The 21,214-nt window shown below is 70.0% G+C and carries 18 protein-coding genes and 2 tRNA genes; 5 read left to right on the top strand and 15 right to left on the bottom strand.

The window, feature by feature from the left end; translation table 11 throughout:
- Positions 1-4 precede the first annotated feature (4 nt).
- From thrS to JEQ17_RS38075, 3 genes are all read right to left on the bottom strand, one after another.
- Positions 5-1,981 carry a threonine--tRNA ligase gene (gene thrS, locus JEQ17_RS38085; protein WP_200399481.1) on the bottom strand — a complete coding sequence of 659 codons (1,977 nt, stop codon included), beginning with the start codon at positions 1,979-1,981 and terminating at the stop codon, positions 5-7.
- A gap of 154 nt (positions 1,982-2,135) precedes the next feature.
- Complete coding sequence (locus JEQ17_RS38080) at positions 2,136-3,359, bottom strand: hypothetical protein (protein ID WP_200399480.1); 1,224 nt, start codon at positions 3,357-3,359, stop codon at positions 2,136-2,138.
- Complete coding sequence (locus tag JEQ17_RS38075) at positions 3,356-3,922, bottom strand: DUF4365 domain-containing protein (RefSeq protein WP_143635449.1); 567 nt, start codon at positions 3,920-3,922, stop codon at positions 3,356-3,358. Before JEQ17_RS38075 ends, JEQ17_RS38080 begins: the two co-directional genes overlap by 4 nt.
- Before the next feature lie 168 nt (positions 3,923-4,090).
- On the opposite strand from JEQ17_RS38075, the gene JEQ17_RS38070 reads away from it, so the two are divergent.
- Positions 4,091-4,816, top strand: coding sequence for a 3'-5' exonuclease (locus JEQ17_RS38070; RefSeq protein WP_200399479.1), 726 nt, complete (start codon positions 4,091-4,093; stop codon positions 4,814-4,816).
- A gap of 63 nt (positions 4,817-4,879) precedes the next feature.
- On the opposite strand, the gene JEQ17_RS38065 is transcribed toward JEQ17_RS38070, so the two are convergent.
- Both JEQ17_RS38065 and JEQ17_RS38060 read right to left on the bottom strand, forming a co-directional pair.
- Positions 4,880-4,951: transfer RNA gene (locus JEQ17_RS38065), tRNA-Val, on the bottom strand.
- Between the two features lie 49 nt (positions 4,952-5,000).
- Complete coding sequence (locus JEQ17_RS38060; protein WP_200399478.1) at positions 5,001-5,462, bottom strand: SRPBCC family protein; 462 nt, start codon at positions 5,460-5,462, stop codon at positions 5,001-5,003.
- A 99-nt stretch (positions 5,463-5,561) separates the two neighbouring features.
- On the opposite strand from JEQ17_RS38060, the gene JEQ17_RS38055 reads away from it, so the two are divergent.
- Positions 5,562-8,084, top strand: a complete 2,523-nt coding sequence (locus tag JEQ17_RS38055) for an SCO7613 C-terminal domain-containing membrane protein (protein WP_200399477.1) — start codon at positions 5,562-5,564, stop codon at positions 8,082-8,084.
- Positions 8,085-8,187: 103 nt separating this feature from the next.
- On the opposite strand, the gene JEQ17_RS38050 is transcribed toward JEQ17_RS38055, so the two are convergent.
- From JEQ17_RS38050 to JEQ17_RS38020, 7 genes are all read right to left on the bottom strand, one after another.
- A complete protein-coding gene (locus JEQ17_RS38050; RefSeq protein ID WP_200399476.1) occupies positions 8,188-10,935 on the bottom strand; it encodes an exo-rhamnogalacturonan lyase family protein in 2,748 nt (915 codons plus the stop codon).
- Positions 10,936-11,062: 127 nt separating this feature from the next.
- Complete coding sequence (locus JEQ17_RS38045) at positions 11,063-11,671, bottom strand: hypothetical protein (protein ID WP_200399475.1); 609 nt, start codon at positions 11,669-11,671, stop codon at positions 11,063-11,065.
- 7 nt (positions 11,672-11,678) lie between these two features.
- Positions 11,679-12,590: a carbohydrate ABC transporter permease gene (locus JEQ17_RS38040; RefSeq protein WP_200399474.1), complete on the bottom strand. Its 912-nt coding sequence runs from the start codon at positions 12,588-12,590 to the stop codon at positions 11,679-11,681.
- Entirely contained in the window at positions 12,587-13,558 is a 972-nt protein-coding gene (locus JEQ17_RS38035; protein ID WP_200399473.1) for a carbohydrate ABC transporter permease, read from the bottom strand. The genes JEQ17_RS38040 and JEQ17_RS38035 overlap by 4 nt, the downstream gene beginning before the upstream one ends.
- Positions 13,558-14,847 (bottom strand): ABC transporter substrate-binding protein, encoded by a 1,290-nt coding sequence (locus JEQ17_RS38030; protein WP_200399472.1) that lies wholly within the window; start codon positions 14,845-14,847, stop codon positions 13,558-13,560. The genes JEQ17_RS38035 and JEQ17_RS38030 overlap by 1 nt, the downstream gene beginning before the upstream one ends.
- Before the next feature lie 1,815 nt (positions 14,848-16,662).
- A tRNA-Val gene (locus JEQ17_RS38025) sits at positions 16,663-16,734 on the bottom strand.
- A gap of 69 nt (positions 16,735-16,803) precedes the next feature.
- The gene (locus JEQ17_RS38020) at positions 16,804-17,238 is read right to left on the bottom strand and encodes a TIGR02611 family protein (RefSeq protein WP_200401934.1); all 435 of its coding nucleotides are present in this window, start codon (positions 17,236-17,238) and stop codon (positions 16,804-16,806) included.
- Between the two features lie 191 nt (positions 17,239-17,429).
- Here JEQ17_RS38020 and JEQ17_RS38015 point away from each other — a divergent pair, with 191 nt between their 5' ends.
- On the top strand, positions 17,430-17,843 hold the full coding sequence (locus JEQ17_RS38015; protein WP_003959770.1) for an SsgA family sporulation/cell division regulator: 414 nt from the start codon (positions 17,430-17,432) through the stop codon (positions 17,841-17,843).
- 287 nt (positions 17,844-18,130) lie between these two features.
- A complete protein-coding gene (locus JEQ17_RS38010) occupies positions 18,131-18,688 on the top strand; it encodes a CGNR zinc finger domain-containing protein (RefSeq protein WP_200399471.1) in 558 nt (185 codons plus the stop codon).
- 41 nt (positions 18,689-18,729) lie between these two features.
- On the opposite strand, the gene JEQ17_RS38005 is transcribed toward JEQ17_RS38010, so the two are convergent.
- Together JEQ17_RS38005 and JEQ17_RS38000 are read right to left on the bottom strand one after the other, a co-directional pair.
- Entirely contained in the window at positions 18,730-18,882 is a 153-nt protein-coding gene (locus JEQ17_RS38005; RefSeq protein ID WP_169802000.1) for a hypothetical protein, read from the bottom strand.
- Between the two features lie 219 nt (positions 18,883-19,101).
- Complete coding sequence (locus JEQ17_RS38000) at positions 19,102-19,551, bottom strand: hypothetical protein (protein WP_200399470.1); 450 nt, start codon at positions 19,549-19,551, stop codon at positions 19,102-19,104.
- A gap of 226 nt (positions 19,552-19,777) precedes the next feature.
- Between JEQ17_RS38000 and JEQ17_RS37995 the strand changes: the two genes are divergently transcribed.
- Positions 19,778-20,302, top strand: coding sequence for a DsbA family protein (locus tag JEQ17_RS37995; RefSeq protein ID WP_200399469.1), 525 nt, complete (start codon positions 19,778-19,780; stop codon positions 20,300-20,302).
- 49 nt (positions 20,303-20,351) lie between these two features.
- On the opposite strand, the gene JEQ17_RS37990 is transcribed toward JEQ17_RS37995, so the two are convergent.
- Positions 20,352-21,176: a GNAT family N-acetyltransferase gene (locus JEQ17_RS37990; protein ID WP_200399468.1), complete on the bottom strand. Its 825-nt coding sequence runs from the start codon at positions 21,174-21,176 to the stop codon at positions 20,352-20,354.
- Positions 21,177-21,214 lie beyond the last annotated feature (38 nt).

Raw genomic sequence — 21,214 nt, 5'->3', positions numbered from 1 at the left:
GCGATCAGACCTGTACCCGCTCCTCGACCGTCTTCGCGATCTTCGCGATGGCCTCGTCGAGCGGGATGCCGTTCTCCTGGGAGCCGTCGCGGTAGCGGAAGGAGACGGCGCCGTTGGCCATGTCCTCGTCGCCCGCGATGACCATGAACGGCACCTTCTGCTTCTGGGCGTTGCGGATCTTCTTCTGCATACGGTCCGAGGACGAGTCGACCTCGACCCGCAGCCCCTTCTTCTTCGCGTCGGCGGCGAACTTGTGCAGGTAGTCCACGTGCGCGTCGCCGATCGGGATGCCGACCGCCTGGACGGGCGCCAGCCATGCCGGGAACGCGCCCGCGTAGTGCTCGAGGAGGACCGCGAAGAAGCGCTCGATCGACCCGAACAGCGCTCGGTGGATCATCACCGGCCGCTGCTTGGTGCCGTCGGGGCCCGTGTACTCCAGGTCGAACCGCTCGGGCAGGTTGAAGTCGAGCTGCACGGTCGACATCTGCCAGGTGCGACCGATCGCGTCCTTGGTCTGGACGGAGATCTTCGGGCCGTAGAACGCGGCGCCGCCCGGGTCCGGGACCAGCGGGAGACCTTGCTTCTCGGCCACCTGCCGCAGCGTCTCGGTGGCCTCCTCCCAGATCTCGTCGGAGCCGACGAACTTCTCCGGGTCCTTGGTGGACAGCTCCAGGTAGAAGTCGGTCAGACCATAGTCCCGCAGCAGGCCGAGGACGAAGGTGAGCGTCTTGTCGAGCTCCTCCGCCATCTGCTCCTTGGTGCAGTAGATGTGCGCGTCGTCCTGCGTGAAGCCCCGGGCACGGGTCAGACCGTGCACGACGCCCGACTTCTCGTACCGGTACACGGTCCCGAACTCGAAGAGGCGCAGCGGCAGTTCACGGTAGGAACGGCCACGCGCGTCGAAGATCAGGTTGTGCATCGGGCAGTTCATGGGCTTGAGGTAGTAGTCCACGCCCTCGTCGAGCTGCATGGGCGGGTACATGCCGTCGGCGTACCAGTCCAGGTGGCCCGAGGTCTCGAAGAGCTTCCCCTTGGTGGCGTGCGGGGTGTAGACGAACTCGTAGCCCTCTTCCTCGTGGCGGCGCCGCGAGTAGTCCTCCATGACCCGGCGGACGACGCCGCCCTTGGGGTGGAAGACGGCCAGGCCGGAACCGATCTGCTCCGGGATGGAGAACAGGTCCAGCTCGCTGCCGAGCTTGCGGTGGTCGCGCTTCTCGGCCTCGGCGAGGAACTCCAGGTGCGCCTTCAGCTCGTCCTTCGACGGCCACGCGGTGCCGTAGATGCGCTGGAGCATCGGGTTCTTCTCGCTGCCGCGCCAGTAGGCGGCGGCGTTGCGCATCAGCTTGAACGCCGGGATGTTCCGGGTGGTCGGCAGGTGCGGACCGCGGCAGAGGTCCTTCCAGCACAGGTCACCGGTCTTGGCGTCGAGGTTGTCGTAGATCGTCAGCTCGCCGCCGCCGACCTCGACGTCCGCGCCGTCGTCGGTCGACGCGGAGCCCTTGATGCCGATCAGTTCCAGCTTGTACGGCTCCGAGGCCAGCTCCTCACGGGCGGCCTCGTCGGTGACCACACGGCGGGAGAAGCGCTGCCCCCGCTTCTGGATCTCCTGCATCTTCTTCTCGATGGCCTTGAGATCCTCGGGCGTGAAGGGCTTCTCCACGTCGAAGTCGTAGTAGAAACCGTCCTTGACCGGCGGGCCGATGCCCAGCTTGGCCTCGGGGAACAGCTCCTGCACGGCCTGCGCCATGACGTGCGCCGTGGAGTGGCGCAGGATGTTGAGACCGTCCTCGGAGGAGATCTCCACGCTCTCGACGGTCTCGCCGTCCTTCACCTCGTACGCGAGGTCCTTGAGCTCGCCCGCCACACGGGCCGCGACGATGGTGCGCTCACCGGCGAAGAGCTCGGCCGCCGTAGTGCCCGTCGTCACCACGCGCTCTTCCCGCTCGGAATCGCGTTGGATGATCACACGGACGTCTGACACCGGACTCTCCTGCCTGAAGGGAAACGCGCGCGGTCGTCTGGTGCACGCGTAATACAAGGGCGATCGTACCGAGCCCGGGGCACCCCTCGCGAAACGGTTCCCTCTCCCCCGCCCTCCGCCGTCCCACGCGCGCTGCACGCTTCCGCGGGGAACGTCAGTCCCCGCTGCACGCCTCCTCGAAGAAGTCGAGGTTCTCCTGCAGCGACTTCATCAGCCGGTCCCGCTCCGCCTCGTCGACCTGCACGGGTGCCACCCCGGACGCCCCGGTCAGCCGCCGGAATCCGCCCCGGCTCTCCAGCCGCCCGTGCACCCGCACCGGCAGCCCGACGAGATGGGCGTGCCCCGCTATCCGGTACGACTCCTCGTCGAGCATCATCCGTACGTGCGGGACCTCGGCCCCGGCGATGACCCGCAGCCGTACGCTCCCCTCGCCGCGCGGTCCCGACCTGCGCATCCGCACCACGGCTCCGGTGACGCGCACGGGCACGGAGGGTTCCTCGCGCAGATAGCGGGCGCCGGCCTCGCGGAGCGCGGGCAGGTCGCCGGGCGAGAACTCGACGGGTTCGGCGGGCGTGGCACACCCTTCGGGCACACCGGCCGCGGGCGCCCACTCGACGGCGATCCGGGCACCCTCGGTGCCGCGCACCAGGGACGCCAACGCCTCGGTGAGCTCATGGCTCACGCCCGCCTCGACGGCCCCGTCGAAGGCGTCCATGCCACCGGTCGCGCGCTTGTAGTCGATGGCCTCGCGGGCCGCGTACAACGCCTGGTGAAGGCGGACGGCGAGCGGCCGGCCGGTGGCGACCGGCACGAAGGCGGTGAGCTGCCGGCCGCCGGGGGCGGCTCCGACGAGCACGTTCTCCAGGGACGCGGCGGCGGGCCTGCGGTGGCGGGCGCCGTAGTAGCCGGCCCGCGCACGCGCGGCGAGGGCGCCCGCGAGGAGCATCTGCCGTGCCGCCGTGCGCAGTTGTTCCTCGACGGTCCACGGCGAGACGCCGACGGGACCCGTCGGTACATCGCGCCACCAGCGGATCTCGTCGCTGGGCACGGCGAGGCCGACCAGGACGTCACGGGCGGAGGGCGAGGCGCTGCGGGACAGCGCGACGAGGGCTTCGGCGAGAAGGTCCTCGCTGTCGGGGAAGGCCCGGCTCTCCGGTACCAGCAGGCTGGTGCCGGAGCCGCCGGGCCCTGGTGGGGTCCAGCGGCCGTACCGTCCGGGGGCTCCGCCGCGGCGCTGCCAGCCGTGCCGGTGCAGGAGCGCACCGAGGACGGCCGGGTCGACCTGGTCGGGCCGGGGTGGCTGGTCCCAGAGCCCCGGGGTCTCGACGGGGTGGGGCCTGACGGGGCGTAGGGGCTCGTCTGTGGGGCGGTGCGTCACGGTCTGCCTCCCGTTCCGACCCGCGTCATGATCTCGCAGAGCGCGCGGTCGTCGAAGACGCGAGAGGTCGGAATCCGCACGGTGGTCCTGCGCCGGCCGGTGATCCGGTGTCCGGCGAGGTTGATCCAGTAGCAGCAGTGCCGCAGATCGAGGCGGTCGTGGCCGGCGCGCAGCCAGTCGTCCTGCGATCTGGGCACCAGCATCACGACCAGTATTTTGTGCACCGAGACCGGGGTGCGGGCCAGCTTCTCCAGGTGGGCGTTGTCGAGCGTGAAGGAGAAGGCAGGGCCCGGCGGGTTCGGCGGGATCTGGTACGTGCACTTGAGCTGCACCTTGATGGTGACTTCGTCGTCGACCGTGTGCCCGGGGGCGCTGTGGCTGACGTGCCAGTCGATGCCGTTGTCCGGAAAGGGCTGGGACAGGGAACAGCCCGCGGCCGCCGCGACCGCGTGCAGATAACCGACCTGCAGTGTCTCCATGCACGCCGTGGTGGCCAGTGAGCCGCGATGCGGTGCCGTCCTCTGGGGCAGCAGCCCGCCCTGCTCGGGCTGCGCGAGCGCCATGTCCAACAGCCTTCCGAATCAGGTGAATCCCCGCTGCGGGCCGCTGAACTGCAAAGACCCGTACCTCTGTTGTCTCCTTCCGGCGTACGGCGCAAACAGCCCGGGTATCACAAAAAGGGCAGGGGACGGCGCGTCAACTGCCGAAGGTGAACGAGGAGTTGTGTGCGTATGACGTGCTGGTACGAGGGCCCCTTGACCGCGTTCGACACCGAGACGACGGGTGTGGACGTGGAGACCGACCGGATCGTGTCGGCCGCCGTCGTCGTCCAGGACGCTCCCGGAAGCCGCCCGCGCGTGCGCCGCTGGCTGGTGAATCCGGGGGTTCCGGTGCCCGAGGGGGCCACGGCGATTCACGGGCTGACGGATGAGCATCTCCGGCTCAACGGCCGCTGGCCGTCGCCGGTGATGGACGAGATAGTCAGGGAACTGGCCGAGCAGAGCGCGGCGGGACGCCCGCTCGTGGTGATGAACGCGCCCTTCGATCTGACGCTCCTGGACCGGGAGTTGCGCAGGCACCGGGCATCCTCCCTGGACCACTGGTTCGAGACCGTGCCGTTGCGCGTCCTCGACCCGCGGGTCCTCGACAAACACCTGGACCGCTACCGCAAGGGCCGCCGCACGCTCACGGACCTCTGCGCGCACTACGGCGTGGAGCTGACGGGAGCACATGACGCGGCGGCCGACGCACAGGCCTCGCTGGAGGTCGTAAGGGCGGTCGGGCGCCGTTTCGCGACGCGTCTCGAACGGCTCTCGGCGGCCGAGCTGCACACGCTGCAGGCCGTCTGGCACGCGGCCCAGGCGCGCGGCCTCCAGGCGTGGTTCGCGCGCAGCGGCACGGAGGAGGCGGTCGATCCTGCGTGGCCGCTGCGCCCCGAACTGTCGGCGGCGGCCTGAGCCGCAACCCGTCGGCAGCGAACAAAAAAGCCGGTCCGTCTGTGACGGACCGGCCTTTCCCGGTGGGCGATACTGGGTTCGAACCAGTGACCTCTTCGGTGTGAACGAAGCGCTCTCCCACTGAGCTAATCGCCCGGGAACGCACTGAACAATACAGGTCTCCTCGCGTTTCCTTCAAACCGCTTCACGGTTCGCGCGAAGGGGTGCCGCGAAGGTACGCGACCAGGCCCTTCCGTCCGGCCCGCATCATCAGCGCGTGGTTGGCGCGGAACGCGGCCCGTCCGGGCACGGCGAGCCGCCTCAGCAGCGGCTTGGTCACCTGGACCTCCTGGTCGTAGCGGGCGCGGGTGCCGGTCCCTTCGGTGGCGAGGGTCCACCGCGCCCAGCCGTCCACGTCGCCGGTCATCACGATCTCCAGGACCCCGGCCGCCGGATCGCGCCTCACCTCGCGCCCGGTGAACACCAGGTCGTACGGCAGCACCGAGCGGATGCGCAGGACGCCGCTGCTCGCGTCGAGAGGCGTCACCTCGCGCACCTGCGGCCACCAGCGCGGATAGCGTTCGACGTCGGCCAGCGCGTCGTAGACCTCGCCGAGCGGGGCGGCGAGACTCCACAGGCTGCGGAAGCGGTAGTGCGTCCAGTCCATGCGCCGAGTCTGCCGGTCCGCGGCCCGGCCGGTGAGCGGACCCGGCACGTCCACGCCTCGGGGTGTCCGGATCTGAGTACGTCCTGAGTACGTGCGCTCATGCCGTACGGCGTGACCCGGACCACACTCCGAAGCATGACGAACATTCCGCCACCGGCCGAGGAGTTGCGGATCCTCGACCACGAGCTGCGGCAACTGGACGCGCGCAGGGCCCAGCTGCTGGCCCGCCGGTCCTGGCTGCTCGGCGTGCTCCGGTCGGCCAAGACTCCGGCCCCGGCCTGGGGTCCGGTCCAGTCACCGGCCCAGGCACCGGCACAGACCCCGGCCGTCTGGTCGGCACCCGCACCCCACCCCCGGCGGCCCGAGGCCACGGCTCCCGGCGTCCAGAACGTACTGCTCGTGCTCGGCGGCGTCCTGCTGACCGTCGCGGCGATCGCGTTCACGCTGGTCAGCTGGGGGCACATGGGCATCGCGGGACGGGCGGCGGTCCTCGGCGCGGTCACCTTCGCCGCGCTCGCCGCGCCCGTGCCGCTGCTGAGGCGCGGGCTCCGCTCGACGGCCGAATCGGTGGCGGGCCTCGGCCTGGTACTGACGGTGCTCGACGCCTACGCCCTGCACGAGGTCGCCCTCCCGGAGGTGGACGGCACCGGGTACGCGGCCGCCGCGACCGCGCTCCTGGCCGTGCTGTGGGCGGCCTACGGGCGCTCGCTCGGCGCCCTGCGTCTGCCGCTCCCGGCGGCGATGGCGACAGCTCAACTCCCGCTGCTGCTCTGGGTGATGGCGGCTGACGCGGGACATCACACGATCACGGCGGCGCTGCTGGTGACGGCCGCGTTCGACACGGTCGTGGCCCTCTCGGTGTCCGTGCGGTCCGTACGTGTCGTCGCCTCCGTCGGCGCGTACGGGACGGGCGCCTGGGGCGTTCTGGCGGCCGGCTGGCTCTCGTGGGAGGCCACCGGTCCGAGCGCCGCCGCCCGTGCGGCGGCGCTCCTCGCCCTCGCCGCAGCGATCGCGCTGGGGGCCGCGTGGCGTGCCCCCGCCGCGCAGGCCGCCCCCGGTCTCTCCTTGACCGGCGGCCTGATCACCGTCGCCGCGGCGGGCGGCGTGCTCCGCTCGATGCTGCCCGACTCCTGGACCGTTCCGGGCTATCTGCTGTGCGGCGTCGCGTTGTTGGCGGTACGCGGCACCCGGCTGCCGGAGTCCGTACGCCATGGCCTGCGATGGTCCTCCGCAAGTGTGCAGGCCCTCGCCGTGGCATGGGCCCTGCCCCTCGTCGCCGTGGTCCTCGCGGGCCCGGTCGGCTGGGCGGAACACGTGTGGTCCGGTGCGCCTTCGGGCGCCCGGGACGCGGTGACGGTCTCCACGCCCTGGCCGCCGAACACCGAGACGGCTCCGCTGGTGCTGGCCGCGGTAGCGGCGGTCCTGGCCCTTACGTTCCGGGGCGGGCCGCACCGATCCGTCGCCCTGAGCGGTGCACTCGGCCTGACCTGGGCCACCGCCCTCGTCCTGCCCGCCACGCTCGGACTCCCCTACCTGGCAGCCCTATTGGCACAGGGCGCGGTGACTGCCGCCGCCCTGACGACCGCGACGTACAGCCGTCACGCACACCTGCCCGACGACGGCCCCACACGCCCGACGGAACCTACGGCCCACACCCGCCCCTCCCCCATCACCCTGACCGCCCTGAGCCTGGCGCTCCTGACCTCTCTCCACCTCCTCGCACTCTCTCTGGCCGCAGAAGCGGCCACCCTGGCCGTCCTCGGGGGCCTGACGGCCCTGTTCGCGGCGGTCGCCGCCCGGCAGAGGCACGAGATCCGGGCCGTCTCGGCCGCCGCGTCCCTCGCGTACGCCACCGCGTTGGCCTGCGCGACGGGCGCGTCGCTGGACTGGCAGCCGCACCACGTCGCGCTGCTCGTCCTGCTGGTGCCTGCCGCGGCCGCGCTGCTTGCGGCGCGGCTCAAGGACGCGACGCCGACCCTGTCCGTCGAGATCACGGGAGCCGTCGCCGCACTGGTGGCGATCGGCCTCGCGTTCATGGAACCGCCCATGCTCGCCCTCGTGTTGGCCCTGTGCGGTGTGATCGCCGCGGGCACGGCGGTCCGGCCGGACCGCAGGCAGGTCGGCTACGCGGCGGCGGCCCTGTTCGTGCTGGCCACCTGGGTCCGGCTGGCGTCCTGGGAGGTCGGCTCGCCCGAGGCGTACACCCTGCCGGTGACCGTGCCCGCGCTGGTCGTCGGGTTCGTCCGCAGGCGGCGGGATCCGGAGACCTCGTCCTGGACGGCCTACGGGCCCGGCCTGTCGGTGACCCTGCTGCCGAGCCTTCTCGCGGCATGGGGCGACCTCGACTGGCCACGCCCGCTACTCCTCGGCACGGCGGCACTCCTGGTCACCCTCATCGGCGCCCGGCAACGCCTCCAGGCGCTGCTCGTCCTGGGCGGCGCCACCCTCACCCTGGTCGCCCTCCACGAACTGGCCCCGTACATAGCCCAGGCAATGGGCGCGGTACCCCGCTGGGCACCGCCGGCCCTGGCCGGCCTCCTTCTCCTCGCCCTGGGCGCGACCTACGAACAGCGCCTACAGGACGCCCGCCGAGTCCGAGACGTCCTGGGAAGGATGCGCTGACGGCGCCGCGCCCCGTCAGGGGGCGCGCCCGTCAGGGGCGCGGGGAACCGCGCGCCCAGCCACAACCGGACCCGCAGACAAATCCCGCGCCCCCAGCGGAGCGTCACGGCATCTTGTCGCCCACCAACGCCAGATTCTGAATCGCCGCCAACCCGTACAACGCCGTCGTGTTGGTCGAAACCCACGACGCCTCACTGCCCGAGACCAAGCCGGTCGGCCCGTCGACCTCCTTCGTGGACCAGTCCGTCGACTCCTTGTAGTCCCACGTGTCGGCACTGTTGTAGAACTGCCGCCACGCCCGCGCGGCCAGCGCGTCGTCGCCCAACTGGACGGCGGCATAGGCGTCCTGACGTGAGTGGCCCTGGAACAGCAGCAGGGAGCCGAAGTTGGACCCATAGCGCGCGGCCTGCTCGGCCTTGGTCGCGTTGAAGTAGCGGCAGTAGTCGAGCCATGCCTCCTTGAACTTCGGCATGTCGATCTGGTCGAGCAGCTCGGCGTTCAGCTCGACCAGGCCGAACATCGCCGAGAGGTGCGAGACGCCGACCACGGCCTTGTCCGCGACGGCGAACCTGCCGGTGTCCAGGTCGTACAGGGCGCTGCCCTGGACGAACCCGTTGGGCTGGGCGGCGATGGTCTCCATCGTCGACAGGACCCGCGCCTTCGCCTTCTCCCACTTGGGGCCGCGCCGCTCCCACTCGGTGAGCCAGGCGGAGACCAGACCGCTCCAGTCGGTGCCGAAGCCGATGGAGAGCGCGTTGCGGTCCGGCTCGTACGGCTCGGTGCGGATCTTGCGGATGGGGTCGAGGACGAGGAACGTCTCGTCGGAGTCGACGTTGGCGTGCATGAGGTCGCCGACGCGCTCGTCCGCGGTGAGGAAGTAGTAGTAGCGGCGGTAGGTGGTGTTGGCGATGCGCTGCTGCTTGGCGCTGTCGGCGTAGTGCTGGACGCCGTGCCGGGTGCCGAGGCCCGCCCACTTGCCGAGGTGGTAGACGTCGACCTCGCCGGTGTGCCGGGTCATGGCCTCGGCGAAGCGGAAGATGTCGGCGCGGCCGGAGCGCATGTACGCGAACCAGAGCCACAGGTCGGGCGAGAGCTCGGAGTTGTCCCAGGCGTAGCCGCCGACGTCGTAGCACCACTGGTGCCGGCTCGGGTCGTACGAGTGCATGATGTCGCCGTAGTCCCAGAAGCCGTACCAACGGCGCATCTCCACCTGGTCCTTGTAATAGGTGAAGAGGAAGTCGAGGTGGTCCTCGATCTTCGCCTTGGCGGCGGTGGAGCGGTCCGGCGCGGAGAACAGCTTCCCGAACACGCCTGCCTTGATGAGGTGTTGGGGCGGGGCGACGAGCTGCGCCGGGGTGCGGACGGCCGCCACCTGCTCGGCCATCGCCTCGGCGCTCGGTGTCGACTCGTGGGCCCAGAAGAGGAGTTCGCTGGTACGGGCGATGCCGTAGGGCGTGCCGAACTCGGGCTCGTAGTCCTCGTAGGTGATGTTGAGGCCTTCGAGCTGTTCGGGGTACGTGTCCTGGCCCATGCCGTCGTGGTAGAAGCGCAGGTCCATGGGTTGCGCCTCGGGCGACCAGAGCCACATGGTGACCTCGGCCTCGTCGGTCTGGGCGTCGCGGATGTCGAGCTGGGCGGGGAACTTCTCCCAGAAGTCCCGCAGCCCGAAGGCGAGTCCACCGCTCGCGCCACCCACGTACCCGAAGCCGCTGGCCCGCCGGCCACCGCCCGCGGGGATCCAGCCGTGGCCCTTCTTGGTGCGCTTGCGCACGCCGAAGCCGTCCGCGGACAGCTGGGAGAGGGTGTAGTCGCCCCACTCGGGGATGTACTGGAGCCGGGTGGTCACCCGCTGGTCCCAGGTCGACGGGTCGGGCAGCTTCTTGCCCTCGAACTGGGCGGTGCGCACGGCCGCGCCCGGGTCCCGGCGCAGACCCGTGATGCCCTTGACGGCCTCGCGCAGCAGACCGGTGCCCTCGCCGCCGATACGGATGTGCCGGTCGTACGCGGCGTCGCGCATCGGCACCTTGAACCGGACGCCGATGCCGCGGATGAAGTCACCACTGGCCTTGCCGGGCTCCTGCGTGCCGTCGAAGGTGATCGTGTGCACCATCCGGAACGACTCGGCGCCCGCGTAGAAGTAGAGCCGGACCGAGAACGGCAGCCAACTCCGGCTGCCCTTGCGGTGCTTGCCGTCGATACGGACGACCGCGCGGACCGGCCCGTCCTGCTCGACCTCGACTTCACTGATGACGCTCTCGAACCGCTCGTACTTCTCCGCACCCTGGTCGCCGTCCTCGATCTCGGGCTGCCGCAGCAGCACGAGACGGCCGTCCTTGGCGATCTCCGCCGAGCCGCGCAGCACGGACTTCACCAGCGTGGAGCCGCTCTTGCCGATCTTCGCGGTGATGACACCGGTGGACACGTCGATGGAACCGCCGCGCCTGTCGACGGTCACTTTCTTGGCGGGCGCGGCGGACGCCCCCGCGGCGAGCGTGAGCTTGCCGCTCCCAGCGCCCGGCCCGACCGCGTGTGCCGTCCACTTCAGCGAGCCGTCCGGCCAGTAGCCGATCGGCCAGGACTGGACGGGCACCTCCTTGCCGTCTCCGTCCGTCAGCGCGAACGTCTGCTCCTTCTCGTACGCGCCCTTCGGCCAGGGCACGCCCACGGTCGAGCCGGGGGCGGCGCCGAGGCCGCCGTCCTCCAGCCAGTCCAGGGTCACCGGGTCCGCGTCGGCGGCCTCGGCTCTCGGCGCGGCCTGCGCGTCCTGGGCGCCCAGGGCCCAGCTGAACTGGGCGGCGGCTCCGGCGACGGCGGCCGCCTTGAGGAGGGACCTGCGAGGGATGGGGGACATGGCCTTTCCTTTCCGTGCGGGGAAGTCAGGGGCATGAGAGAAGTCAGGGGCATGACAGAGACAGGCGCGGCGCCGGACGCCGACCTTGTGTACATCTGCGCGTGACGGGTGCTGTTGAACGGTCGGTTCAGCGGTGCCGGCCGCGCTCCTCCACGGCGAGGGCCGCCGCCGCGACGGCCCCGAGCACCGGGACCGCCAGCGGCAGGACGAACCAGGCGGAGCAGGCCACCACGGCCACCCCGCCGACCAGCAGGAACGACCCGGCGGGGTCGAGGACGGTACGGCGCCCAGCGGCCCCGAGCAGCTCCCGCCAGGACGCGCCGGGCTCCCAGACCGCCGCCGCGCGCAGCCCGGCGACGACCAGTCCGATCAGGGCGAACAGACCGACGGCCCCGACGACCGGGCCGCCCGGGATCCCGGCACGCATGGCCTGGACGTCGACCCACACCGCGAGGGCCGCGGCCCACCCGGCGAGTCCCGCGAGCCACCCGCCGCGCAGGGCCGACCGGTAGTCCGCGACGAACTCCCGCCAGCCGCCGCCCAGATGGGCCGTACGCCGTCGAAGATGCCGGGACCCGGCGGCGAACGCGGCGGGATAGGTGACCACGGGCAGTGAGGCGACCGCGATCCACACCCCGGTGAGCAGACACTCGGCGAACAGCGCGAACCGCTCGGCGAAGACCGATTCACGCCTGGAAGCGGCGGCCGTACGAGCCTTCGTGCGCGTCTGGGTCATGACCTGCTCAGCCCTTCAGCCCGGAGGTCGCCATACCGTCGATCAGGTACCGCTGGAAGGCGAGGAAGAAGGCCAGCACGGGCAGCAGCGCCACCAGCGACATGGCGATCATGCCGCCGTAGTTGGCGACGCCCTCCTGGTCGCGGAACATCATCATGCCCAGCGAGACGGTGTACTTGCCGGGCTCGTTGAGGTAGATCAGCGGGCCCATGAAGTCGTTCCAGGCGTTGATGAAGGTGAAGATCGCGCTGGTGATGAGCGCCGGACGGCACAGCGGCAGCACGATCGACCAGTAGATCCGCAGATGCCCGCAGCCGTCGAGCCGCGCCGCCTCGTCCAGTTCCTTCGGCAGGTTCCGCATGAACTGCACCATGAGGAAGACGAAGAACGCCTCGGTCGCCAGGTACTTGCCGATCAGCAGCGGTACATAGGTGTTGATGAGCTCCATCTTCTGGAACATCACGTACTGCGGGATGAGCAGCACGTGGTACGGCAGCAGCAGCGTGCCGATCATCAGCGAGAACATCAGATTGCGCCCGGCGAACCGGATGCGGGCGAAGGCGTACGCCGTCAGCGAGCAGGAGATCAGGATGCCGACGACGGAGCCGAGCGCGTAGAAGAGGGAGTTCTCGAAGAACGTGGCGATCGAGATGTCCGCGATGCCGTCGGCGAGCCCCTTGAAGTTCTGGAGGATCGGGCTGGTCGGGAAGAGCTCCAGGCTGCCGATGATCTCCCGGCTGGGCTTGAACGAGGCGCCGAGGACCCAGATGACGGGGTAGAGGACGACCGCGAGGACCAGCAGGGCGCCGAGGTGCCAGGCGAGCGACCCGGTCCGCTTTCGCCCGAGGTCCGGCGACCTGCGCGGGGTGGCCGGGGTCGTGGGCGGGGTGGCCGCGGTCGTGGTCGTGGTGGTGCTCATCGGGAGGCCTCCTCGTAGTGCACCCACCGCTTCTGGGACCAGAAGAGGACCGCTGTCACCAGGGCCACGGCGAGCAGCAGCATCCAGGCCATCGCGGAGGCGAAGCCCATCTGGGCCTCCTTGAAGCCCTTCTGGTACAGGTAGCAGGTGTAGACGAGCGTGGAGTCGGCCGGTCCGCAGCTGGTGTTGGAGACGACGTACGCCGAGCCGAAGATCTGGAACGAGTGGATGGTCTCCAGCAGTACGTTGAAGAACAGCACCGGGGAGATCATCGGCAGGGTGATGCTCCAGAACCGCTTGAACGGTCCGGCGCCGTCCACCTCGGCCGCCTCGTACAGCTCCTTGGGCACCTGCTTGAGTCCGGCGAGGAAGATCACCATGGGCGCCCCGAACTGCCAGACGGTGAGCGCCACCAGGCTGTAGAGCACCCAGTCCGGGTCCCCGACCCAGCCGCCGACGTCCCACCCGAAGAACGACTGCGTACGGTCCACGACGGCGTCGTCGGAGAAGAGCGCGCGCCACACGAAGCCGACGGACACGCTCGCGCCGATCAGCGACGGGGCGTAGAAGGCCGCCCGGTAGAAGGCCTGGCCCCGCCGGCTCTGCGCGAGCAGCAGGGCGACGCCGAGTGCGAGCAGCAGCTTCAGCGGCGTTCCGATGACGACGTACTTCGCCGTCACCTCCACCGACTTCTGCCACCGTGGATCGTCGAACATCCTGGTGAAGTTGTCGAAGCCGATCCACTGCGGGGAGTCGAAGAGGTTGTAGTCGGTGAACGCGAAATAGAGCGAGGCGGCCATGGGCCCCGCGGTCAGCAGCAGAAAGCCCGCGATCCACGGGGACATGAAGAGGTAGCCGGCCAGATTCTCCCGGCGGCCCCGCCGCTTGACGGCGGCGGGGGCACCGGGACGCTTCTCGGGCGCATCCGGCGGAGAGTCCTTGATGAGCGTCGTCACTGCGGTTCCCATCAGGCGGCGAGCGCGGACTCGGCCTCGGAGAAGAACTGCTTCACCGCGTCGGAGACCTTGGTCTTGCCCTGGGACATGTCGGCGGCGATGCGCAGGAAGGCCGCTTCGACGGTGTCGGCGCCCGCCGGGTGGGGGGTGATGGTCCCGAGGACTCCGGCCGCGGCGACGTCCTCCTCGTACTGGGCGATCGCCTTGTTGGGGGCGTCGGTCGGCTTGTACGCGTCGAACTGCTCGGTGCTGGCGAGGATGCCGCGGTCGTAGCCCATGATCCTGCCGACCTCGGGGTCGTGGACCATGAAGTCGATGAACTGGGCGACCTCCTTCGGGTGCTTGGTCCGGGCGGAGCCGCTCAGCATGAGCGAGGAGAGGTACTGGCCGGTCTCCTTGCCGTCGGTGGTCGGGATCGGCGCGAGCCCGTACGTGCTGTCGCCCTCCGTGGTGTAGCGCACCGTGAAGTTGTCCCACGTGAACTCGGACGCGCCGTCGCCCGAGGCCAGCGCCGACTTGGGCTTGAGCTGCTCGATCTTCTTCGGGTCGGTGATGATCCCGGCCTTGACGCGGTTGTAGGCGTCCGTCCACCACTCCGTCAGGTCGGTCTCCTCGAAGCCGAGTCCGTCCTCGGTGAAGAACGCCTTGCCGTTCTGGCGCAGATAGAGGTCGTAGAGGTACATGATCCCGAAGTAGCCGGTGTCGCCGGACACCTTCTGCTTGTTGCGGATCTTTTCGAGGGCGTCGAAGTACTCGTCCCAGGTCCAGCCCTGCTCGGGCTTGACGCCCGCCTTTTCGAAGACCTTCTCGTCAATGACCAACGACATGGTGTTGGAGCCGACGGGTATGCCGAGCAGCTTTCCGTCAACCTCGCCGACCTTCTCGACTCCGGCGCGGAAGTTCTTGAGGCTCAGATTTCCGGCGTCCACTTGGGACTTGAGATCGAGGAGAACACTTCTCTTGTCGTACTTCCGCAGGAATGCGACAGCGTTCTGGAATACGTCCGGCGGATTTCCGCCCGCGGCCTGGGTCTGGAACTTCTCCCAAAAGGCCACGTAATCCTGGAAGTCCGTCTTCACCTTGATCTTCGGGTACTTCTTCTCGAAGAGCGCGATGGTCTGGTTGATGCGCTTGGCCCGCTCCTCGGCGCCCCACCAGGCGAAGCGGATCTCGACGGTGCCGTCGCCCGATCCGCCGCTGTCTCCTCCGCAGGCCGTCGTCGTGGCCAGCCCCAGCGTGGCCAGCGACGCTCCGGCCGCCTTGAGGACCGTCCGCCTCTCAACACTCCCGTTGTCTCCCACAGTCGGGCCTCCCCGCGACGTAGCTGTCCGCTGCCATGAATCGTTTCAAGTAAGCGCTTGCTGGCACAAGGTACGGAGGGTCTTGGTGGGCGTCAATGATTCGGACAGGAATCGGCGTGAACGGGGTCGCTCGCGCGACGGCGTGAACTGGGGTGATGTGGCGGGGGTGTTGGGTGAGTGCGCAGGTGGGGTGGGGTTGGTCGGGTGGTCGAACGGGGTTTGACGGGCTGGATTCGGGAGGGGTGGGGTGGGGTGAATGTTGGGGGTGGGGTGGGGAGTTGGCGGGGTGGGGCTGGGTGCGGCGGTGGGTGCGGCGGTGGGTGTGGCTGGTGACCGGGGGTCGGTGATGCCGGGGCGGTCGGGAGGCTGCGGGGGGGCTGTTGGGATGGCTGTTGCGGGCGCGATGGGTTTGAGCAGGCATGTTGTTCGGGTGGGGGCGGCTTGTGTGGTCTTTCGGGTGCCGGTTCGTTGTGGCTGGTCGCGCAGTTCCCCGCGCCCCTGATGGGGCTTGGGGTGGGGGTGGTGGGGCGGCTTGGGGTGGTGCGCCCGGGGCTGGGGATCTCACGGTGACTGAGCCGCTGGAACGTGGTCGGGCGTTCGCTGGTCACTGGGGAGCCGGGATGCGCAGCCGCTCCAGGGAGCCTCGGGTTGTCGTCCACTCCGAGAAGCGCCGACTAGCGTCCGCTCCGCGAGGCCCACACTCCAACGCTGGCTCCACGAAACCGCAGCTGAGCGCCCCTCCACGAGGCCCGGACCTGGCACCACTCCTCGAAGCCGCAGCCTGGCGCCCCACCTGGAAGGCCAAGCCCTGCGTCCAGTCTGCGGAATCACGACCAGGCATCCGCTCCGGGAAGCCCGGGCCAGCGCCCGCTCCGCGAAACCTCGTCCACGCACCCCGTCCGCGAGGCCCGAGCACAGTGCCGATGCCGGGAAGCCCAGGCCCAGCGTCCGCCCTTCGGAATCACAGCCGGGCGTCCGCTCCGAGAAGCGCGGACCAACATCCATTCCGCGTAATCTCGTCCAGGCTCCCCCTCCGAGAGGACCGAACTCAAGATCGACGCCGGAAGGCTCAGGCTCAACGTCCACTCCACGAGACCTCGCCCACGCAGCCTCCCAAGAGACCCGAGCTCAGCGTCCAGCCCGGGACGCCACGCCTCAACGCCCGCTCCACAAAACCGCAGCTCAGCGCCCTCTCCGCGAGGACCGGACTCAGCATCGTTCCGCGAAGCCGCAGCCTGGCGCCCTCACCTGGAAGCCCAAGGCCCGCGTCCATTCCGTGGAATCGCGGCCAGCCGTCCACCCCGGGAAGCCTGGGCGCCATGGCACGCCACAGAGCTCCAGTTGGGCGCCTCCGTGGAGCCCGGACTCAGCGTCGCTCCGCCAGGCTGCGACCGGGTGCTCTCACCGGGAAGCCCAGGCCGGCGCCCACCTCGCGGCATGGCAGTCGGGCGCCGTCAGCGAGAAGCCTGGGGCCGACGCCACTTCGCGGAGTCGCAGGCAGGCGTCTTTCCGGCCCGGCCCTCTCCGAGAGGCCCCGTCTGCGTCTGGACCGGTCCTCTCCGAGAGTCCCCCGCCCGTGCCCCCTGCGGGGCCCCGGGCACGCGTCCGCCGCCGGGAATCCACGCAGGTGTCCGCCCCCGGGAACAGCGGAGCTAAGCCCACTCCTCCCAACCGCGGCACCGGAACCTCCGCTCCGGCCAGAACCCGCGCCTGGAGTGCAGGTAAGCGGGCCCCGGCCAGCCTCAATCGCGTGCCGGAACAGCGATTGGCGGCCTGGTCCACGTGCTCTGTGGACCAGGCCGCCAATCGATACGGTGGGCGATACTGGGATCGAACCAGTGACCTCTTCGGTGTGAACGAAGCGCTCTCCCGCTGAGCTAATCGCCCGGGCGCACGGAGAAGATTACCCCATGTCAGGGGGTGCCTCCGACCGCCTTCGAAGGGTGCGGAGGGCTGTTACTCCTTGATCTTCCACGGCATCTCGAAGCCGAACTTCCAGACGTAGATCCCGACCAGCACCGCGATGATCACCAGCCCGATGGTCGTCAGGATGATGTTGCGGCGCCGCACCTTGGGATCGAGGGCCTTCTGTGTCGCCTCGGTGACCTTGCGCTTCGTCCAGCGGAGCACCAGCTGCGCCCAGACGAACTCAGTCGCCCAGATCGCCATGCCCCCGAAGATCACCAACCAGCCCGGTCCGGGCAGCGGCAGCATGATCACGCCGGCCACGACGACCGCGAGGCCCACGATGAAGACGCCCACCTGCCAGCTCAGGTGCAGCGCCCGTCGCGCCTTGATGAATTCCGGCGCACGTGATCCGAGCGCCGGCTCGCTCTTCGTTCCATCGGCCGCCGCGACGGCCTCCCCCGTTTCGTCACTCCCCGTATTCATACGGCCAAACCCTACCCGACGGAAACCGGTCACCGGAATGGTGGTACTCCGCGAACGAGCACTCGGCCGGATGAGCTACCTAAAGACACGCAAAACACTCAGAGGGGTTTACAACGGCACCGTAGGTGGCATGTCGATTTCGCCGACGTGCGAATCCCCGAGCGCACACTGAGCGAAAGGCCCTGGCGCTTATGAACACCACGGTCAGCTGCGAGCTGCACCTGCGCCTCGTTGTGTCGAGCGAGTCCTCACTGCCTGTTCCCGCAGGACTGCGGTATGACACGGCCGATCCCTACGCCGTGCACGCCACCTTCCACACCGGAGCCGAAGAGACCGTCGAGTGGGTGTTCGCCCGCGACCTACTGGCCGAGGGCCTGCACCGGCCCACCGGCACCGGCGACGTCCGCGTCTGGCCGTCGCGCAGCCACGGTCAGGGCGTCGTGTGCATCGCCCTGAGCTCTCCGGAGGGAGAGGCCCTGCTCGAGGCCCCGGCGCGGGCCCTGGAGTCGTTCCTGAAGCGAACAGATGCCGCCGTGCCCCCTGGCACGGAACACCGGCACTTCGATCTCGACACGGAGCTCTCGCACATCCTGGCCGAAAGCTAGGACGAGACTCCGCACCAAGCCGCCCGGCGCCGTCCACTCGGGGAGACGGCTCGGGCTCAGACAACCGCATATGGCGCATCCACAGGCGCCGCCACCATGGAACGTCCAGGGTGGCGGCGCCTGTGCGTGTGCCCGCGCATGCGCCTGTGACGATCCCGCGCGGAAGCCGGCGGACGGCCCCCGCGGGCCGTCCGCCGGGACCGAGCCGGTCCCCCGGGGTCGGTAAGCGACTAGCATCGGCCAGCATCGGCGGGCGGCTGCCCGATTTCCAGGCCAGGGAGCGAAATGTGCTGATCACCCACGACACCCGGTGCGCCCTCGACGCCGTGGTAGACCTGGTGAACACCGCGCCGGAGGACGACACGCCGGACGGGCTCGCGACCATCGCAGCCCTGCACGATTTCGTACGAAACCACGACATCAGCGACGTCGGAACCCTGTCCGAGCTCGACCTCTCGGCGGTGCGCAAGATCCGCGGGCGTTTCGCCGGGATCTTCGCCGCTTCGGATCCCCGGGCCGCCGCCACGCTCATCAACGAGCTGGTCGCCGCCGCGGGCACCACTCCGCGTCTCACGGATCACGACGGCTACGACTGGCACGTGCACTATTTCGCGCCGGGCGCGTCCGTCGCCGACCATCTTGCCGCCGACGGCGGTATGGCCCTCGCGTTCTTCGTGGTGGCCGGCGAACAGGAGCGGCTGCGCCGCTGTGAGGCACCGGACTGCCGACGCGCCTTCGTCGACCTCTCCCGCAACCGCTCCCGCCGCTATTGCGACAGCCGCACCTGCGGAAACCGTCTGCATGTGGCCGCCTACCGGGCGCGTCGCAAGGAGGCGGCGGGCTGACGGAGTCCTCGGCGGGTGGCGCCAGGGACTCCGCGTACGGCTCAGAGCAGCAGCAGATCGTGCAGCGAAGCCATGAGCAGCAGACAGCCGATCACCGCAAGGAAGATCATCAGCGGTGGCTGGGAAAGCGCGAAGAGACAACCCCGCGGCTCCTCGGAAGGGGCAGCGGTGTCGCTCTGTGTTGTGTCCAGCATCTCGCGGCGATGATGGCGCAGCGGACTGGCCCTACGCGATCAACACGCCCGGATTATGGGGGAGTTAGCCGAAATCCGTGACACGATGGTCCACGATCTGGGATAGGCGCCTGCCCGGTGCGGGTGCCGATGCGGGCACTCCACCGCACCGCCCGCGTCACTGTGTCGTTTCAGCGCGTCATATGCATGCCGCCGTGCTGCTTCAGACACCGTGCTGCTTCAGATGCCGTGCTTCTTCAGGATGGCCTCGATGTCGCTGAAGTCCTCTCCCTGCTCGGCCTTGCGGGGCTTCGCGGCGGGGCGGGCCGTCTGGCGGGTGGCCGGTGCCGCGCCGAGCGAGGGCGCCGAGGCCGCGGGGGCCACCGCCTCGCGCTGTGCGGCCCGGGCCGCCTTGCGCTCCTTGCGGGTCCCGCCGGTGCGCCGCTCCACGGCCCGCGAGGTCATGAACAGCAGCCAGGCCCCGCCGAGCACGCCGAAGCCCGCCCACGCCATCGGGCTGAAGGCGGTCTCCGCCGCCCATTCGACGGCTCCGGTCATCACCAGACCCAGGGGGACCAGCGAGTACGCGGTGAGGCGGACCGCCATGAGGAAACGCCTGCGGTACGCGGTGACCGCGGCGATGCCCAGGCCGGCCGCGGCGACAGCGGAACAGACGGTCTCGGCAATCATCCGGTCCTCCAGACATGGCTGGGGCGAGCAGGGTCAGATTCGTCCCTTCCATCCTGCACCGCCCCCTGCCCGGTATGCCATGGTCCGGGCAGACCTCAGGGACATCTCCGGGTCGGGTCCTCCTCAGGGCCCGGTCGCCGTACTCGATCAGGAGTGGCTCGGGGTTCGCTCGGGGTCGGAAGATCCCGGTTGGGCCGCGGGAGCCCCGGCTGGAAGACTGGGACCCATGAGTGACTCCTCCCCCGCACGCCCCGCCGCCCCCGTCCTGGACATCTGGTGCGAACTGCAGTGCCCCGACTGCAGCGGCGCCCTGGACGACCTGCGCGCGCTGCGCGCCCGCTACGGCGACCGGCTGGAGCTGCGGCTGCGGCACTTCCCGCTGGAGAAGCACAAGCACGCCTTCGCCGCCGCCCAGGCCGCTGAGGAGGCCGTGGAACAGGGGCAGGCCTGGCCGTACATCGAGGCGGTGCTCGGGCGCGTACAGGAGCTGGACCGTGCGGGGGAACCCTTCCTGGTCGAGGTGGCCCGGGAACTCGGCCTGGACGCCGAGGAGTTCGACACCGCCCTCATCGACGGACGGCACATCCTGATCGTCGACGCCGACCAGGCCGAGGGCAAGGCCATCGGCGTGACCGGCATCCCCACGTACGTCATCGACGGCGAGCGGCTCGACGGCGGCAAGAGCCAGGAGGGGCTGCGCGAGCGCGTCGAGGAGATCGTGGACCGGCTGCTGGCCGAGCAGAAGGCCTGACCGCCGCGCCCGCGCCCCCGTACAGGCACAGGTACAGGCACAGGTGCGGCTACAGCAGGTTCTTGTAGAAGTGGTACGTGGTCGTCTCGTAGCCGAGTGACTCGTAGAGCCGCTCGGCCGGGGCGTTCCCGTCGAAGACGTTCAGGCGGATGCCGGGGCGTCCGGCGGCGACGGTCTGCGTCTCCGCCAGGAGCATCAGCGAACGGCCGTGGCCCCGGCCCCGATGGCGCTCGTCGGCCTCGACCTCGTAGACGAACGACCAGCCGTCGCGCGTGCCCAGCCACAGCACGCCGACCGGCGTCCCCTCGTGTTCCAGGACGCTGAAGTCCATGCCCGCGCTGCTGATCCCGTCCGGCAGCGAAGTGGCGTGGTCCCGCTCGGACTTGGCGCGGGCCTCGGCCTCGGGCACTCCGCGGGTGATCCAGTCCTTGACGTACTCCTCCTTCGCCCGCTCCTCCCAGGGCCCGAACTCGGCCTCCGTCATGGGGCGTCCCTGGCTGCCGACGGGCAGTTCGGGTGGCGTGGTGCCGAGCCGCTTCTCCATGTGGCGGTTGCGCAGCAGGTAGCCGAGGGCCGTGGCCAGCCGCAGTGCGGTCGTGGCCGTGGCGGGCACGGACGCCTCGATCCGCGTACAGCCCCAGCCGCGCGCCACCTCCTCCGCGGCGAGCGCGGCCACGGTGCCGCGGCCACGTCCACGGTCCGGTTCGTCGATGCCGAGGTCGTGGATGCGGGCGACGGAAGGCCCGGAGAGGGAGTTGGCGGCGAGGTGTATCCCGCCGACGGGGCGGCTGTTCACGCACACCGTGTAGTGCCGTGACAGCGCCCCGTCGGCGTCGCGCTGAAGCGGCTCGGTCGGCCGCAGGGTCGTGGTCATCAGGGGTGTTGTACCCGTCCGCGAGGCCTACGTCATCC

Source organism: Streptomyces liliifuscus, from assembly GCF_016598615.1.
GTDB lineage: Bacteria > Actinomycetota > Actinomycetes > Streptomycetales > Streptomycetaceae > Streptomyces > Streptomyces liliifuscus.
This window is presented reverse-complemented; position numbering and strand designations above follow the sequence as displayed.